The sequence below is a fragment of the Leifsonia sp. NPDC058292 genome (assembly GCF_042880955.1).
Classification (GTDB): domain Bacteria; phylum Actinomycetota; class Actinomycetes; order Actinomycetales; family Microbacteriaceae; genus Leifsonia.
In genome coordinates, this window is sequence record NZ_JBHVYL010000027.1 from 1 (window position 1) to 15,871 (window position 15,871).

A 15,871-nucleotide genomic window follows, 5' to 3' on the forward strand; every position below is an offset into this window, starting at 1 on the left:
AGCGGCGCCCGCGGGGAGCGCTACCGCGCTAGCGGCGCAGCGCTACCAGAGCAGCACCGGGAACGGCAGCGACGACGACGGCTTCACCGTGTCGGAGCCGCCGTAGACGGCGGTCAGGAGGTGGAGGCCCGACTTCAGTTTGGGCAGGGTGACCTTGGCCTTGCCGCCGTCGCCGGCTTTCAGGGTGACGGTCGCGATCTGCTTGCCGCCGTCGAGAATGACGACGCTGCCGGTGGCTTCCACACCCTTCTGGGCGATCACGTTCACCGTGTAGGTGAGCGTGGAGTTGTGGCTGCCCAGGATGGTGCTCGCCCACCCGAGGGTGAGGCTCGACACCTTCTTCACCGGCGGGGTCGCATCCGCCACCGTGATCGGAACAGCGATCGAGGTGTTCGTGCCGGGAACGGTGACGGTGAGCGTCTGAGCGCCGGACAGGCCCGCCGGGATGGTGGCTGTGACGACCGCTCGGCCGACCTCGTCCGTCGTGTCGACGATCGCGGGGTCGATGGCGCCGGTGCCGACGACGGCGTCGCCGATCTTCAGCGCCACGCTCGCGGGCTGGGTTGCGGTGTCGCTGAAGAGCAACGACGACAGGGTGACGGCGACCGCTTCGCCCGGCTGGTACGCCGTTCCGGATGCGGGAGCCGCGAGCTTCACGCCGACCGCGCGCTGCGCCGAATCGGGCGAAGCGGTGGGGTTGGCGGTGAAGTAGTCGACCATCGACTGGAGGTCGATCTTGCCGGAGTCGGCCTTGCCGCTGCCCTGGCCGAGGGTGGTGAAGTTGTCACCGCCAGAGGCGAGGAACGAGTTGACGACCACCTTGTGGCTGTCGCCGTCTCTCACCTCGACGCCGTTCAGGTAGACGTGGGTGATGTGTGCCCCGGCTGCGGCGGTCGGGTCGTACGTGTAGGTCAGACCCTTCGAGACGCCGAGCTTGAGGAACGGGCGGGCCGCAGCGGCGGGCTGCCACTGCTCCTCCAGCACCTTCTTGAGCTGGGCTCCGGTGAGCGTCTCCGTCACCAGGGAGTTCGCGAACGGCTGCACGGATGCGGCCTCCTGGTAGCTGACGTTGCCGTCGGGATCGGTCGGGCCCGACGAGGCGAACTTGAGGTCGGCCCGCAGTCCGCCCGGGTTCATCAGGGCGATCTCGGCGCCCGCATCCTGCGTGGCCCAGAGCTGCACGTCAGCGACGAAGTTGCCGAGCGTCGACTCTCCACCGCGGTTCTCCGACCCGTCGGACTGGCGGGCGCGGTTCAGGTCGCCGGTGATCTGGCCGACCGACACCGAACCGAGCTGCTTGGCTACGGCGACCGCGTCGGCCACGATGGCCGCCACCGCAGGGTCGGCCGGGTAGAGCGGCTTGCCCGCGGCGTCGTTGAGCGGCAGCAGCTCGCTCGCGAACGACTGGATCTTCTTCGTCTGCGGGTCGACCGTCAGGGCGATGTGTCCGAGCTTCTCGCCGTACTGACCCGTCTGGATGACGGGGCGGGTGCGCTCGGTGCCCGGGATGGCGATCTCGTGCGTGTACGCCTGGTGGGTGTGAGCCGACACGATGGCGTCGACGTCGGCGTTCGCGCCTTCGACGATCTTGCCGAACGCCGAGTCGTTGGTGGAGTCGGCGAGCGCCGGAGTGGCCGCACCTTCGTGCACCAGCAGCACGGTCACATCCGATTCGCCGTTCGACGGGTCGCCGTCGCGCAGCTGCTCGGCCACCTTGTTCACGGATTCGGTGACGTCGTGCACGTCGATGCCCGCGATGCCTGCCGGGGTGACGAGCGACGGCAGTTCGTCCGTCGCCGCGCCGATGAAGCCGACCTTGATGCCGCCGACGTCTTTGACGTAGTACTGGTCGAAGGTCGGGGTGTCGGTGCCCTTGTCGAAGATGTTCGCCGCGAGGTACGGGAACTGGGCGGTCGGGATGACGCGGTTCTGGATGTCGGCGACACCCTGGTCGAACTCGTGGTTGCCGAGCGTGCTCACGTCGAGCTTCATCGAGTTCAGCGCGTCGAGCGTCGGCTTGTCCTTCTGGATGAACGAGGTGAACGTGGAGGCGCCGATGTTGTCGCCGCCCGAGACGAACACGGTGTTCGGGTTGGCCGTGCGGAACTGGTTGACGGCCCCGGCGAGAACGGCGGCGCCACCGGATGCTCCGTTCGCCTCCAGGCGACCGTGGAAGTCGTTGATCGCCAGCAGGTCGATCGAGACAGGTGCGTCTTTCTCGGCGAACCCGACCTTGATCGGGTTGTGGTCGCTGGCGCGGAACGGCGTTCCCGCCTCGGCGGCACCGAGCGCGTAGCCGCGGTCGGACCACTCGTTGGCGTTGATGTCCCAGACCCCGGCGCCGGCGACGCTCGTCGCGAGCTCGGGGGTGGCCAGCGCGTGGTCGAGCGATCCGACCTCGCCGTTGAAGCTGTAGGTGTACTGGCCTGCCGCCTTCGCGGACACCAGATCGACCAGCCCGGCCGACGAGAACACGTCGATGGGGTCTTCCTTCGTGTACGCGTTGAAGTCGCCGAGCAGCAGCACGTTCTTGCTCCCGCTGGACTGCTCAACGGTGCCGACGAGGGAGAGCACGCTCTTCGCCTGTGCCACGCGGTCGGCGTTGAACTGTCCCTGACCGTCGGCCGGCTCGGTGCCCGTTCCGCTCTTCGACTTGAAGTGGTTGACGATCACCGAGAGCGTCTTGCTTCCCGCCTTGAACGTCTGGGCGATCGGCTCGCGGGCGTTGCCCCACACCGACTCGTCGATGACGGTGGCGCTGTCGCCGACGCGGGTGACCGCATCCTTCTTGTAGATGATGGCCGTGGTGATGACGTCGGTGGTGTCGACGGCGCCGGCGAGCGCGGCCGGCGTCGGAACGTAGGCCCAGACCTCGGAGCCGGCGGCGGCGTTGAGTCCGGCGACCAGGTCGGCGAGTGCGAAGTCGACCGGCTTGCCGAAGTGGATGGAGTTCTCGATCTCTTCGAGGGTCACGATGTTGGCGCCGAGCGCGTTGATCGCGGCGACCTCCTTCGACTTCTGCAGCTGGAACTCCGCGGCGGTCTTCGCGCCGCGGGCCAGCGAGTTCTCGCTCTGCAGGGTGGTGAAGTAGTTCTCGACGTTGAACGAGGCGACGGCGAAGTCGCCGCCGACCGCGGGCGCCGCATCCGGTCGCGGGTTCGTCTGCTCGAACGTGGGCTTGAGGTTCGCCGGGCTCGCGTCGTTGAGCGGGGTGGTGGGCTGCAGGCGCCAGTCGTCGAAGCCCCAGTTCAGCACGTACGGCGTGGCCGGGAAGTCGACCTTGTCGCCGTTGCGCACGACCGTGTCTTCGGTGAAGTACGGCTGGTCTCCGGGGTGGTCTTTGTTGGAGATCTGGATGTTGTAGCCGTCGTCGAGCAGGATGCGGTCGGCGAGGTTCGCCTTGGCGATCGCGTCGGCTTCTGCTCCGGGGCGCTGCGTCTCGGTGCTCTTCACGAGCGGGGCGTCACCGGCGGACAGCCACAGGGTGCCGAAGTTGTAGAGCTGGTGGCTCGAGGCGACCTTGTAGGTGCCGCTCGGCGCCACCAGCATGCTCTCGTAGGCCTCGCGGTCCGTGCCGCGCACGGTGTCGGGCAACGGCGTGGCGTCGGGAACGCCGACGCCGGCGGTGACGAGCTCGACCGCTCCCGCCGCGGACGCGGTGATCTGCGTGAAACCGAAGTACTCGCTGACCTTGCCGGTGACGGTGACCAGGTCGCCGATCGCGACCGACGGGTTCGCGGTGTTCAGGTAGACGAAGATGCCGTCGGAGACGCCGGGAGTCGCATCCGTCGCCCCGCCGCTGCCCTGCGTCTGAATGTAGATGCCCTTGTAGCCGCCCACCCGGTGATCGGCGGTGACGATGCCCTGCACCGTGACCGTGGAGCCGTTCAGGGGGCTCACGTCGCCGGTGCCCTGCACGTCGGCGATGGTGTTCGTGGGGGTGGCGGCGAACGCCGGCGTCACCGTCAGCGTGGCGAACCCGAGGGATGCCGCGGTGGCGATGGCGAGGCCTGCGGCCAGACGGCGGAACGGATGGGCGGACTTCGCGCCGATCCCCCGCCCGCCCGGAGGCGTTGGTGTGACAGAGCGTTGCTGCATTCGGAAATCCCCTTCACGAATCAGTGCGGTGGCGTACGCGTGAGACGAGACGGATGCTTCGCTGCATCCGCTCACCGTGGCCCCTGTTCGGGGGCGCACAGGGGAGACTATAAGTTGCCTCCGACGAGGCCCGCCAGGGGGTGGCGCAAAAGTCGTCTGCTCTTAAGTTGGCGGTAACCGCCGACGGTCGCGCTGCTACCATCGGCTACACGTTCCGACGAAGAAGGAGCTACCGTGCGCCGCCTGATCGTCACAGAGTTCATCACGCTCGACGCCGTCGTCGAAGCGCCGGGCGGCGAGTCGACGCATCCCCATTCGGGCTGGACGATCCCTTACGGCACGGCAGAGCTCTACGACTTCAAGCTGCAGGAGACGCTCGACGCCGAGTCGCTGCTGCTCGGCCGCAAGACCTTCGAGCAGTTCGCCGACGCGTGGCCGACGCGCGACGGCGAGTTCGCCGACAAGATGAATGCGATGCCGAAGACGGTCGTCACCCGGCGCACCGACGAGCTGGGCTGGAACGCATCGCGTCTGAACGGCGACGTCAGGGCGGGTGTCGCCGAGTTGAAGAGCGGCGACGGCGGCCCTGTGCTGGTGGCGGGCAGTGCGACCCTCGCCAAGTCACTCCTGGTCTGGGGACTGGTCGACGAGCTGCGGCTGCTGACCTACCCCGTCGTCGTGGGCGGCGGCCTGCGGCTGTTCGCCGACGATCGCGTTCGGGCGGACCTGAAGCTCACGCGGCTCGAGAGATATGACAGTGGCGCCGTGCTGCACGTCTACGCGTTCGCCGGCGTCACCGGCTAGCGCGCGGCGCCGATAGGAGGGCGGGGTACAGGTGGGTAGCCTGTCGGGGTACGACTGCCTGACTTTGCAGAGTAAGGACCAGCATGACCTCATCGCGCACGCCCGACGGCGAACCCCGTGACCCTGCCGACGAACTGGAGAATCCGCGCGAGCATCTCGGCGACGTGAGCCAGGCCGTTCAGGACTTCTCGAGCGAGCAGGAGGGCTACCACAAGACCCTCAAACCCCGGCAGCTGCAGATGATCGCGATCGGCGGCGCGATCGGTACCGGCCTCTTCCTTGGGGCGGGCGGCCGCCTCGAACAGGGCGGTCCGCTGCTGGTCTTCGTCTACGCGCTCTGCGGATTCTTCGCCTTCCTCGTGCTGCGCGCTCTCGGTGAGCTGGTGCTGCACCGTCCGTCGTCGGGGTCGTTCGTGTCGTACGCGCGCGAGTTCTACGGCGAGAAGATGGCATACGTCGCGGGCTGGATGTACTTCCTCAACTGGGCGATGACCGCCATCGTCGACTCCACCGCCATCGCGTTGTACGTGAAGTACTGGAGCGCTTTCTCGGCCGCGCCGCAGTGGTTGCTCGCCCTGATCGCCCTCGTGGTCGTGGTGGGGCTCAACCTCATCTCGGTGAAGGTGTTCGGCGAGATGGAGTTCTGGTTCGCCCTCATCAAGGTGGCCGCGCTAGTGGCGTTCCTGCTGGTGGGGATCGTCGTGCTGGCGTTCGGCTGGCCCACCGACCAGGGGCCGACCGGGTTCGCGATGCTCGCCGAGAACGGCTGGCTGCTCCCCAACGGCATCGCCACCATCGGCTTCGCGATCGTTCTCGTGCAGGGCGTCGTGTTCGCGTATGCGGCGATCGAGCTGGTCGGAACCGCGGCGGGAGAAACGCCCAACCCCGAGAAGATCATGCCGCGGGCCATCAACAGCGTCGTCTACCGCATCGTGATCTTCTATTGCGGCTCGATCCTCATCCTGGCCCTGCTGTTGCCCTCGCACGCGTACAGCGGCAGCGAGAGCCCGTTCGTCACGGTCTTCAGCCACCTGGGCTCCCCCGAACTCGGCGCGGTCATCGGCTCGATCATGAACTTCGTCGTGCTCACCGCGGCGCTCTCGAGCCTGAACGCGGGGATGTACTCGACCGGCCGCATCCTGCACTCGATGGCTCAGACCGGGGCCGCGCCGGCGTTCACGGGGCGGATGAACAAGCGCGGCGTGCCGTACGGCGGCATCCTGCTCACCGCGGCCATCGGAGTGCTCGGCGTCTTCCTCAACCTGATCGTGCCCGAGCAGGCGTTCAACATCGTCGTGAACGTCGCATCCCTCGGCATCGTGACCAGCTGGGCGATGATCATCCTGTGCCAGATCCAACTACGGCGGTGGGCGCTGCAGGGCAGGCTCGAGCGGCCGACGTTCCGGCTGTTCGGTGCGCCGTTCACCGCGTACCTGACGCTGGCCTTTCTCGTGGCGGTCGTCGTGCTCATGGCGTTCGACTACCCCACTGGAACGTTCACCGTCGCGTCTCTGGTGATCATCGTTCCGCTGCTCGTGCTCGGCTGGTTCCTCGGGCGCGGGCGCATCCTGGAGATCGCGCGCGAGCGGCAGGGCTACACGGGCGCGTTCCCGGTCGTGGCGAAACGACCGGGTCACGAGAAGCGGCGCTGACCCGCGCGCGCGAGGAGCGGGTAGTCGGGAACGGTGTCGTCGGTGGCGAACATCTCGGTCATCTTCATCATCGCGGCGAAGGCAAGACGGTTCGAGAAGCTGAAGTCCCGCATCCGGATGCGCATCGGTGACGATGGCGCGAGAAACGGCCCCGCGTTGCCCGAACGCGCGATCTTCGTCGGCTTCAGCATCCGCTGGTCGTAGCCGGCGAACGCGGCACGGTGGTCGTGACCCGCGGTGGCGAGTTCACCGGCGAGGATGTACGCCCCGATCAACGCGAGACCCGTGCCGAATCCGCCGAGAGTGTTCGCGTAGCCGGCGTCACCGACCAGGGCGACGCGTCCGGAGGTGAACGCGGTCATCTTCGTTCGCGCCAGTGCATCCAGGTAGAAGTCGTCGCCGGCAAGCGCTGCGGCGAGGAGCCCGGGTACGCGCCATCCGACGTGATCGAAGTGGCGGGCGAGGAACCGTTTCTGCGAGTCGACGTCGCGGCGATCGTAGTCACCGCTCTCCGCCGCGAACACGAACAGCTGAGGCGCCTTGGAACCGCCGAGGATCGCCAGCCTGCCCGGTTCGTTGTACGCATACCCGATCTGCCGCCCGTTCGGCAGCACCATCTCCAGGTCGCTCGGCGCGTGCGCACCGGCAACGGCATAGTAGTAGCCGAGCGGTTTCACGAACTCCTCCTCCGGCCCGAAGGCGAGGCGGCGAACCCCCGAGTGAACACCGTCGGCGCCGATCACCAGGTCGAAGTTCTCCGACGGGCGGTGCGCGAACGACACCTCGACGCCGTGACCGGTGTCCGCCAGCTCGGTGATCCGGTCGCCGAAGACGTAGTCGCAGGTGGATGCGGTGTGCGCGTGCAGGATGCCCGCGAGCTCGCCGCGGAGGATCTCGATGTCGCCGCCGATGAACTCCCCGGGCATCACCGCCCGCACCCGGTCGGCGTCGTCGACGATGCGCAGGTCGGTCTTCGGGGTCTGGGCGGCGACCACGTCGTCCCAGATTCCCATCCGCTCGAGCACGAAGCGATGCGTGCGTCCTTTGAAGTCGACCGCCTGGCCGCCCGGCCGCAACGACGGTGCTTGCTCGACGACGGTGACCTCGTAGCCGAGCCTGCTGAGCCACAGCGCGGAGGCCGGGCCGGCGATGCTCGCTCCCGAGATGAGTGCCTTCTTCATGAAACTGCCTTCTCTCACTAATTGCGTCCGATGGACACAAATTAGCGTATGATAGACACAGTTTCAAGCCCTCGATTCGAAAGGACGCGTCGGTGACCGCAGACGGAACACTTCTCTGGCCCACGACCACCACGACGAAGCGTGGACCGAAGCCGAAGATGACGCTCGATCGCATCGTCGACGCAGCGATCGGCCTTGCCGACGAGCACGGGCTCGCCACCGTGTCGATGCAGCGCGTCGCCGACGAACTCGGGGCGACCAAGATGTCGCTCTATCGCTACCTGCCCGGCAAAGCGGAGCTGACGGCGCTGATGCTCGACAAGCGGCTCGGAGCGCCTCCTTCGCCTCGCGAGACGAATGGGAATGAGTGGCGCCACGATCTCCGTGCCTGGACGAACGGCGTCCATCGACGGTTCGCGGAAGCACCGTGGGCCCTCGAGCTCGCCGTCGGCGCGAGGATCATCGGCCCGAACGAACTCGCCTGGATGGAACGCGGGCTCGCGGCCCTCGCCGACACACCGTTGACCTGGCCGGAGCGGCTGGATGTGCTCGCTCTGCTCAGCGGCCACGCACGCAACATCGTTCAGCAGCAGACCACCACCGGCCGGCCCGAACACGAGATCGCGACCCTGCTGGTGGGGATCGTCGAGGAGAACTCCGCGGACTTTCCGCACGTCGCGGCAGCGTTCGCGGGCGGCTCCGCGGGCGGTGGTCGCGATGACGCGCTCGACTTCGGGATCGAGCGCATCCTGGACGGAGTGGACGCGCTCATCGCGACCCGCGGCGCGTTGTAAGGCTCGCCTTACCTGGCATACGCTGGGGGTACCAGCCGTCCTCCAACGCGCGCGAAACGGAACATGAAGAACACCAGCACTCGGCTTCTGCTCACCTGTGCCGCTATCGGGGTCGCCGGCGGCATCGTGTTCTCGGTCAGCGCGTACATCTCGGGCACGCTCGCGGCGGCCGCCCCCATGTTCTACGGCGCCGTGATCGGCGTCTACTTCCTGCCCGGGGTGATCGCACAGGCGCTGCTGCGTCGCGGGGGTGTCGCACTCATCACGTCGGTGATCGCCGGTCTCGTCTCCGTGCCTTTTCAGCCCATCGGGTTCGCCGCCGTGATGGCCGCCGGATCGATCGGGCTCCTGCAGGAACTGCCGTTCGCCGTCACGCTCTACCGCTATTGGCGGGCTTGGCTGTTCTACGCCGCCGTGACCGTCGCGGGGCTGATCTTCGGGTTCGGGGTGTTCATCGCGCAGGGCGTCGAGCTGAGCCGGCCGTGGGTGCAGGTGCTGCACATCGGCCTGTTCGTGGTCAGTCCCATCGTCTTCACCTGGCTCGGCCGTGCCATTGCGGCAGGACTCGACCGCACCGGCGCGGGCCGCGGGCTGCAGCTGCCGATCGTACGACGCCGCCCGGCACGGGACTCGGATGCGCTCCCCATGACGGCTCGACCGGCCGCCGCCATCGGCGTGCCGCCCGCGCGCTGAGGCGGCCGTGACCGCAACACCGGCCGCGCTATCGCTGCGCGGGGTGCGCATCCGTCACGAGGGCGCCGAGGCCTGGACTCCGGATGGCGTGACCCTCGACGTCGCGCCCGGCGAGGTGCTCCTCATCCTCGGCCCGAGCGGATGCGGCAAGTCGACGCTCGCGCTCGCTCTGAACGGGCTCGTTCCCCACGCCGTACCCGCGACACTCGACGGCCGAGTGCTCGTGGGCGGCGGGGCGAGCGGTGCGCTCGACACCGCGGATGTGCGTGTCGCCGAGCTGAGCGAGCACGTCGGCATGGTGTTCCAGGATCCGGATGCGCAGCTCGTCACGACGACGGTGCTCGACGAGGTGTGCTTCGGGCCGGAGAACCTGCTCGTCCCTGTCGCGGAGGTGCTCGCGCGAGCCGAAGCCGCCTTGCGTGCGGTCGACCTCTGGGATCGCCGGGCCGACGACCCCGACACGCTCTCCGGCGGCGGCAAACAGCGCCTCGCGATCGCGTGCGCCCTGGCCTTGGACGCGCCGATCCTGGTGCTCGACGAGCCGACCGCCAACCTCGACCCCGACGGCATCGACGAGGTGTACGCCGCGCTGCGCGCCGTACTCGGGCGTGAGCCGCGCGGCGCCGCCGGGCGCGCGGCCGCGGGCGGGTCGGGCACGGGTGGGCCTGGCGGCACGAGTGGGTCGGGCGGCACGGGCGGGTCGGGGACGGGTGGGTCGGGCACGGTTCGTCACAGCATCGTGCTGGTGGAGCACGACCTCGACGCGGCGATCGACCTGGTCGACACAGTGGCGGTGCTGGATGCTCAAGGTCGCCTCGTCGCGCACGGACCCGTCGCCGAGGTGCTGCGGTCTCGCGCCGACGAGCTGCTCGCACTCGGCGTCTGGCTGCCGACCGCGACCCTCGCCGCGCTCCGCTTGCGCGCCCTCGGCGTCGCCCTGACCCCTCTCCCCCTCACCGCCCCCGACCTCACCGCCGCCCTCGACGCCCTCCCCACCCTCCCCACCCTCCCCACGCTCCCGCATCCCCCCACCCCGGCACCCGACGAGATGCGCCAAAGTGTTGCCTCGGGCCACCCGAAGCAACACTTTGGCGCATCTCGTGCGGGCGTGGCGGGCGCGGCGGGCGCGGGCGCGGCGGGCGCGGTGCGCGTGCGGGGGTTGAGCGTGGCGAGAGGGCGGCGGGATGCGCGGCGCGAGGTGCTGCGTGACGTGTCGCTCGACGTGGGGCATGGCGACTTCGTCGCGATCGTCGGGGCGAACGGGGCCGGGAAGACCACGCTCGTGCAGGCGATCGCCGGCGCGGTGCGGCCCCCACGCGGCACCGTCGACCTGGACGGGGTCGACCCGGCGCGCGCATCCGCCACCGCGCTCACCGAAGCCGTCGGGTTCGTGTTCCAGAACCCGGAGCACCAATTCGTCACGAACACGGTCAGCGATGAGCTCGCCTGCGGTCTGCGGCTGCGCAGTGTTCCCGAGCCGGAACTGAACGAGCGCGTCGACCGGATGCTCGCAACGCTGGGGCTGCAAGGTCACCGGGACGCGCATCCGTTCCTCCTCTCGGGCGGCCAGAAACGGCGCCTCTCGGTGGGCACCGCGCTCATCACCGAACCGCCGCTGCTCGTGCTCGACGAGCCGACGTTCGGGCAGGACCGCGAGAGGGCGACCGAGCTGCTGACCCTGCTCGCCGCGCTGAACGCATCCGGCACCACCGTCGTGATCGTGACGCACGACCTGCAGGTGGTGGCCGAGTACGCCAGCCACGTCGCGATCCTCGCCGGAGGGCGCATCGCCGCGTTCGGCGCGACGACCGACGTGCTCGCCGACGCGGCGACGCTCGACGCAACCGGGATGCGCCGGCCGCCGCTCGCGCAAGCCTTCGCCGCGCTCGAGAACCACCCCAGCTGGCGGGGCGTCACCCGCCTGGCCGACATCCGGGGCACGACGCGGCAGCCGGGGGACCCGCGATGAGCGCCGTGACGCCCGAGAGCGCCGACGCGGGCCGCGGGCCGTTCCTCCATCGGCTCAACCCGCTCGCCAAGGTGGCCGCGGTGCTCCCGGCGATGGCGGTGCTGCTGTTCACGAGGAACCTCCTCAGCCCCCTCGCGTTCGTCGTGCTGGCCGTCGTGGTGATCTTCGCCGGGACGCGCCTGAGGCCGGGCATCGTCGTCGGTCTGCTGGTCGCGCTCCCCCTGATCGTCGCGGCGATGGCGGTGAGTTTCGGCTTGTGGGCCGACGCCTCGCACGCATCCGACCCGCGCATCCTCTTCTCCATCGGCGCGTTCGACTACACGGAGTGGGCGCTCGCGGTCGGGCTGGCCACCTCGCTCCGGCTCGCGAGCCTCGTGATGCTGGCGTTGATCGGCGGCCTCACCACGACGGGGCCCGATCTGGCCCGCTCGATGGTGCAGCAGCTCCGCGTGCCGTACCGGATCGGTTACACGGCGATCGCGGCCTACCGGTTCATCCCGCGATTCGGCAGCGAGCTGGCGCTCATCCGCCAGGCGCAACGGGTGCGAGGGGTGGCCGGCGGATGGGGTCCGATCGCGGCAGCGCGGCGGGCGTTCGCTGCCGTGGTGCCCCTGCTGGCCTCGGCGATCCGCCATGCCGACCGGATGGCGCTGGCGATGGAGTCGCGCGCGTTCGGCGCGCATCCCACCCGCACCGAACGGCACCCCACCCCGTGGCGCGTGCGGGACACCGTGTTCGTGCTGCTGTTCTGGGTGGTCACCGGGGCCATCCTCGCCATAACACTCACCCTCGCCGGCGCCGCCGCCGGGCGCGGCTGAGCGGCGGCTTCTTCGAGCGCAGCGTCGGCGCGCACAGGTGTGCCATCGGCGATGCCCTGAGCGATGGCGCGGCGGGAGGCTAGCAACAGCACGAACCGAATAGCGAACCGAACCTCAGTGCGATCGATCGGGCCGATCGCCCGGCGTCGCCGCCACATGGGCCGCCGACTCGAGTGCGGCGACCGCGGCACGGATGCTCTCGACCTGCGCCTCGTCGAGTTCGCCCAGAATGGCGGCGACACTGCGCGCTCGATCGGAGCGTGCCCGCATCAGCAGCTCGACGCCGGCGTCGGTCGCGACGGCGAAGAAGGAACGGCCGTCGTCGGGGTCGGGTTCGCGCGTGACGAGACCCCGAGCCTCCAGGTCGGCGATGACCCGGGTGATGGTGGGCGCGGCGACGATCTCGATCGCCGAGATCTCGCTCGGCCTGATCGGGCCGCCGCGCACGATCGTCGACAGCGCAGACAGCTGTCCGTGGCTGAGGCCGCCCGTCGAGGAGCGCATCCGCCGGTTCAGCCGGCCGACCGCGAGGGCCAGCCTTCCGGCCAGGTCGTCGTCAGCGGCGAGCGACCTCGCACGCGACGCGGAGCCGCCGTCTCCCGTCACCATCGACGTCCCCCATCCTTCTGCCCGTCGCTATGCCCGCGTCGCACCGGCTTCCTCTGCTTCCCTTTCGGCAACCTTGTCTTCATGAACATACTTGCCGCCGCCTGCGAATGAGGCGATTGCGCCGATGATCGACATCACGGCCGCGGCGATGAAGACGACGATGAGGCCGTCGTGGAAGGGTCCGGAGATCAGCTGGGGGAAGAACTCCTTGCCGATGAGAGCGGAATGGTCGGCCGGCGACAGCGTCGCGAGCACGCCGGTCGGTTCGAGCAGGCTCTGGATGGGGTTGTAGCCCAGGAAGGCCGCGAACAGGCTGCCGACCGGCGGGGTGTTGCCGATCTGCGCCGCGACGTGCGACGGCACCCCGTGCGCACTGAGCCCGCCGGTCAGCGCGGCCGGCAGCGTCACCGACAGTCCCGCGATCATCAGCGAGAAGAAGATGCCGATCGAGAGCGAGCTTCCGGCGTTCAACGCGACACCGGCCATCCCGGATGCCGACCCCCGCTCGTTCGCGGGCACGCTGTTCATGATCGACGTGCGGTTGGGCGAGGAGAAGAGCCCGGAGCCGATGCCGTTCAGTCCGGTCAGCAGCGCGAACTGCCAGTAGTCGAAGTTCACCGGGATGAGCAGCAGGCCGATGAACGTCAGGCCCACCAGCGTCAGCCCGACCGTGGCGAACGCCCGGGAGCCGAACCGGTCGGAGAGTGCACCCGAGATCGGTCCTGCGATGAGGAACCCGATCGTGATCGGCAGCATGTAGATGCCCGCCCAGAGCGGGGTCTGCTCGTAACTGTATCCGTGCAGGGGCAGCCAGATGCCCTGCAGCCAGATGATGAGCATGAACTGCAGCCCGCCTCGGCCGATCGCGGCCAGGAATCCGGCGAAGATGCCCGAGGAGAACGACCGGATGCGGAACAGACGCATGTCGAACATCGGCGACGTGATGCGCAGCTCGATGAACACGAACGCGATCAGCAGCAGGATGCCCCCGACGATCGAGCCGAGCACCCACGGGTTCCCCCACCCCTGCGGGCTGCCGCCGTAGGGCTGGATGCCGTAGGTGATGCCAGTCAGCAGCGCGACCAGTCCGACAGCGAACGTCGCGTTGCCCAGCCAGTCGATGCGGCCCGGGTTCTTCTGCCCGACCTCGTGCAGCGACTTGAACGACCAGATCGTGCCGATGACTCCGATCGGCACCGAGACGAAGAACACCGCCCGCCAGTCGATCTCCGCCAGCACACCGCCGACGATGAGGCCGATGAAGCTTCCCGCGATGGCGGCGACCTGGTTGAGGCCGAGCGCGAACCCGCGCTTGTTGGCGGGGAACGCATCCGTCAGAATCGCCGTCGAGTTGGCGAACAGCATCGCGCCGCCGATGCCCTGCACGAACCGCCAGACGATCAGCCACATGGCCGCCGGTCCCCCGGTGAACGGGTCGAGGCAGAGTGCGATGGCGGCGACGGTGAAGATGACGAAGCCGAGGTTGTAGATCTTCACGCGACCGTACTGGTCGCCCATCCGGCCGAACATGACGACCAGCACGGCGGTGACGAGCATGTAGCCCATGAGCATCCACAGCAGGTAGCTCACGTTGCCCGGCTCGAGCGGGTTCAGCTTGATGCCGGTGAAGATCGCCGGCAGCGAGATGATGACGATCGAGGAGTTGATCGTCGCCATCAGCATGCCGAGGGTGGTGTTGCTGAGTGCCACCCACTTGTAGTGCGGGTGGTCTTTGCTGAACATGCCGGTGCGGGTGCGGGCCAAGATCGTCTTTCCGGGGAGAGGGGCGGCTAGTTGCTTTATATGCATCAACTATATAACCGGCGAAAATCCTTGACGAGGCACTTGTTTTTTGCAAGTGTTAACGCGTCCGCACTGGACCCTTGAGAGGAAGAACGCAAATGACTGCCATGTTCGTCAACCTGCCGGTGACCGATCTCGATCGCGCGAAGTCGTTCTACACGGCGATCGGATTCACCATCAACCCGCTCTTCACCGACCACAACGCCGCCTGCGTCGTCGTCGAAGAAGACCACAGCGCCTTCATGCTGCTGACCCGCGACTTCTTCCAGACCTTCAGCGACCGGCCGATCGGCGACCCGTCGAAAACGGTCTCCGTGTCGACCGCGATCTTCCTCGACAGCCGCGACGAGGTCGACACCGCCGTCGCCGACGGCATCGCCGCTGGCGGCTCGGAAGCGCAGCCCGCCTCCGACTACGGCTTCATGTACCAGCGCCAGCTCACCGACCCCGACGGCAACATCCTCGAGTTCGGTTACATGGATCCGGCAGCCGCCAAGGAGGGCCCGGAGGCCTTCACGAACCAGCAGGCCTGAGGTCGCGATGGCTGTCCGCGACTACGGGCAGTACGGCGGTGTCACCCAGGCTCTGGAGCTCGTGGGCGAGCGGTGGGCGCTGCTCATCGTCCGCGACCTGCTCGTCGGCCCGCGGCGGTACGGGGAGCTCGCCGCGGGTCTCCCCCGCATCCCTACGAACATCCTGGCGGCTCGGCTGAAAGAGCTTCAGGCTGCCGGGGTCATCCGGCGGATGCCGCGCTCGCGAGTCATCGTCTACGAACTGACGGCCTACGGTCGAGAGCTCGAACCGGTCGTGCTCGCCCTCGGTGCCTGGGGCTTCAAGGCCCTGGGCGACCCCCGGGACGAGCAGATCATCACGCCGGACTCCATGACCATCGATCTCCGCAGCGCCTTCCGTGCGCACGTGGCCGCCGACCTGCCGGCGACCGCGTACGCGGCGCGTCTCGGAGCCGCCGACCTGCTCATCCGGGTCGACGGGCCCACGCTCGACGTGTCCCGCGGGGACGGGCCAGTCGACCTCGCCTTCGCTTCGGGCGCGGGCATCCGTCGCGTGATCACGGGAGAACTGGCCCCGGATCGCGCGATCGAAACGGGCGTGGTCGAGGTGTTGCGCGGCCCGGGCGACCTGTTGCAGCGCTTCGCGAGCACGTTCCACCTCGCCGCCTAGCGAGCGCGCGCGGCCTTGCCGCCTAGCGGCGCCGGCCGCTCAGTCGTTGGCCGCGAGCTGCTCGCTCACGCGCGTGGGGCTCTCGTAGTCGCCGTCGGGGATGGCGCGAAGGGCCTCGAGCACCTCGTCGGTGGCCCCCTCGTTCTCCGCCTCGGCGATCAGGCGGTCCCGGCTCGCCGGGTAGTCCACGTCGGCCAGAAACCGTTGCACTTCGAATTCGATGGGCCGATCGGCCATGAGCGTCTCCTTTTCGTCGGTCATGCCCACT

At 68.7% G+C, this 15,871-nt stretch carries 13 protein-coding genes; 8 read left to right on the top strand and 5 right to left on the bottom strand.

The window, feature by feature from the left end; genetic code table 11:
• Positions 1-42: 42 nt before the first annotated feature.
• Positions 43-4,098 carry an ExeM/NucH family extracellular endonuclease gene (locus ACFVWR_RS14045; RefSeq protein WP_387213090.1) on the bottom strand — a complete coding sequence of 1,352 codons (4,056 nt, stop codon included), beginning with the start codon at positions 4,096-4,098 and terminating at the stop codon, positions 43-45.
• Between the two features lie 234 nt (positions 4,099-4,332).
• Here ACFVWR_RS14045 and ACFVWR_RS14050 point away from each other — a divergent pair, with 234 nt between their 5' ends.
• Positions 4,333-4,902, top strand: a complete 570-nt coding sequence (locus tag ACFVWR_RS14050) for a dihydrofolate reductase family protein (RefSeq protein WP_387213093.1) — start codon at positions 4,333-4,335, stop codon at positions 4,900-4,902.
• Between the two features lie 83 nt (positions 4,903-4,985).
• Positions 4,986-6,554: an amino acid permease gene (locus ACFVWR_RS14055; protein ID WP_387213096.1), complete on the top strand. Its 1,569-nt coding sequence runs from the start codon at positions 4,986-4,988 to the stop codon at positions 6,552-6,554.
• On the opposite strand, the gene ACFVWR_RS14060 is transcribed toward ACFVWR_RS14055, so the two are convergent.
• On the bottom strand, positions 6,536-7,735 hold the full coding sequence (locus tag ACFVWR_RS14060) for an FAD-dependent monooxygenase (protein ID WP_387213099.1): 1,200 nt from the start codon (positions 7,733-7,735) through the stop codon (positions 6,536-6,538). The genes ACFVWR_RS14055 and ACFVWR_RS14060 overlap by 19 nt on opposite strands.
• A gap of 92 nt (positions 7,736-7,827) precedes the next feature.
• Between ACFVWR_RS14060 and ACFVWR_RS14065 the strand changes: the two genes are divergently transcribed.
• The 4 genes from ACFVWR_RS14065 (at position 7,828) to ACFVWR_RS14080 (ending at position 12,009) form a co-directional block, all read left to right on the top strand.
• Positions 7,828-8,529, top strand: a complete 702-nt coding sequence (locus ACFVWR_RS14065; protein ID WP_387213102.1) for a TetR/AcrR family transcriptional regulator — start codon at positions 7,828-7,830, stop codon at positions 8,527-8,529.
• Positions 8,530-8,592: 63 nt separating this feature from the next.
• On the top strand, positions 8,593-9,222 hold the full coding sequence (locus ACFVWR_RS14070; protein ID WP_387213105.1) for an ECF transporter S component: 630 nt from the start codon (positions 8,593-8,595) through the stop codon (positions 9,220-9,222).
• A 7-nt stretch (positions 9,223-9,229) separates the two neighbouring features.
• Entirely contained in the window at positions 9,230-11,191 is a 1,962-nt protein-coding gene (locus ACFVWR_RS14075; protein WP_387213108.1) for an ABC transporter ATP-binding protein, read from the top strand.
• Positions 11,188-12,009: an energy-coupling factor transporter transmembrane component T family protein gene (locus ACFVWR_RS14080; protein WP_387213111.1), complete on the top strand. Its 822-nt coding sequence runs from the start codon at positions 11,188-11,190 to the stop codon at positions 12,007-12,009. The genes ACFVWR_RS14075 and ACFVWR_RS14080 overlap by 4 nt, the downstream gene beginning before the upstream one ends.
• 114 nt (positions 12,010-12,123) lie before the next feature.
• Here the strand turns inward: ACFVWR_RS14080 and ACFVWR_RS14085 are convergent, their stop codons facing one another.
• Both ACFVWR_RS14085 and ACFVWR_RS14090 read right to left on the bottom strand, forming a co-directional pair.
• Complete coding sequence (locus ACFVWR_RS14085; RefSeq protein ID WP_387213114.1) at positions 12,124-12,618, bottom strand: MarR family winged helix-turn-helix transcriptional regulator; 495 nt, start codon at positions 12,616-12,618, stop codon at positions 12,124-12,126.
• 27 nt (positions 12,619-12,645) lie between these two features.
• The gene (locus tag ACFVWR_RS14090; protein ID WP_387213117.1) at positions 12,646-14,382 is read right to left on the bottom strand and encodes an MFS transporter; all 1,737 of its coding nucleotides are present in this window, start codon (positions 14,380-14,382) and stop codon (positions 12,646-12,648) included.
• A 137-nt stretch (positions 14,383-14,519) separates the two neighbouring features.
• On the opposite strand from ACFVWR_RS14090, the gene ACFVWR_RS14095 reads away from it, so the two are divergent.
• Both ACFVWR_RS14095 and ACFVWR_RS14100 read left to right on the top strand, forming a co-directional pair.
• Positions 14,520-14,954, top strand: coding sequence for a VOC family protein (locus ACFVWR_RS14095; RefSeq protein WP_387213120.1), 435 nt, complete (start codon positions 14,520-14,522; stop codon positions 14,952-14,954).
• Between the two features lie 7 nt (positions 14,955-14,961).
• Positions 14,962-15,603 (top strand): winged helix-turn-helix transcriptional regulator, encoded by a 642-nt coding sequence (locus tag ACFVWR_RS14100; RefSeq protein ID WP_387213123.1) that lies wholly within the window; start codon positions 14,962-14,964, stop codon positions 15,601-15,603.
• A gap of 39 nt (positions 15,604-15,642) precedes the next feature.
• On the opposite strand, the gene ACFVWR_RS14105 is transcribed toward ACFVWR_RS14100, so the two are convergent.
• On the bottom strand, positions 15,643-15,864 hold the full coding sequence (locus ACFVWR_RS14105; protein WP_387213126.1) for a DUF2795 domain-containing protein: 222 nt from the start codon (positions 15,862-15,864) through the stop codon (positions 15,643-15,645).
• Positions 15,865-15,871 lie beyond the last annotated feature (7 nt).

What these genes read in the sequence shown, in the direction of transcription:
- ACFVWR_RS14045 (WP_387213090.1), bottom strand. Translation starts at nt 4,098, where the DNA reads ATGCAGCAACGCTCTGTCACACCAACGCCTCCGGGCGGGCGGGGGATC.
- ACFVWR_RS14055 (WP_387213096.1), top strand. Translation starts at nt 4,986, where the DNA reads ATGACCTCATCGCGCACGCCCGACGGCGAACCCCGTGACCCTGCCGAC.
- ACFVWR_RS14060 (WP_387213099.1), bottom strand. Translation starts at nt 7,735, where the DNA reads ATGAAGAAGGCACTCATCTCGGGAGCGAGCATCGCCGGCCCGGCCTCC.
- ACFVWR_RS14070 (WP_387213105.1), top strand. Translation starts at nt 8,593, where the DNA reads ATGAAGAACACCAGCACTCGGCTTCTGCTCACCTGTGCCGCTATCGGG.
- ACFVWR_RS14080 (WP_387213111.1), top strand. Translation starts at nt 11,188, where the DNA reads ATGAGCGCCGTGACGCCCGAGAGCGCCGACGCGGGCCGCGGGCCGTTC.
- ACFVWR_RS14085 (WP_387213114.1), bottom strand. Translation starts at nt 12,618, where the DNA reads ATGGTGACGGGAGACGGCGGCTCCGCGTCGCGTGCGAGGTCGCTCGCC.
- ACFVWR_RS14095 (WP_387213120.1), top strand. Translation starts at nt 14,520, where the DNA reads ATGACTGCCATGTTCGTCAACCTGCCGGTGACCGATCTCGATCGCGCG.
- ACFVWR_RS14100 (WP_387213123.1), top strand. Translation starts at nt 14,962, where the DNA reads ATGGCTGTCCGCGACTACGGGCAGTACGGCGGTGTCACCCAGGCTCTG.
- ACFVWR_RS14105 (WP_387213126.1), bottom strand. Translation starts at nt 15,864, where the DNA reads ATGACCGACGAAAAGGAGACGCTCATGGCCGATCGGCCCATCGAATTC.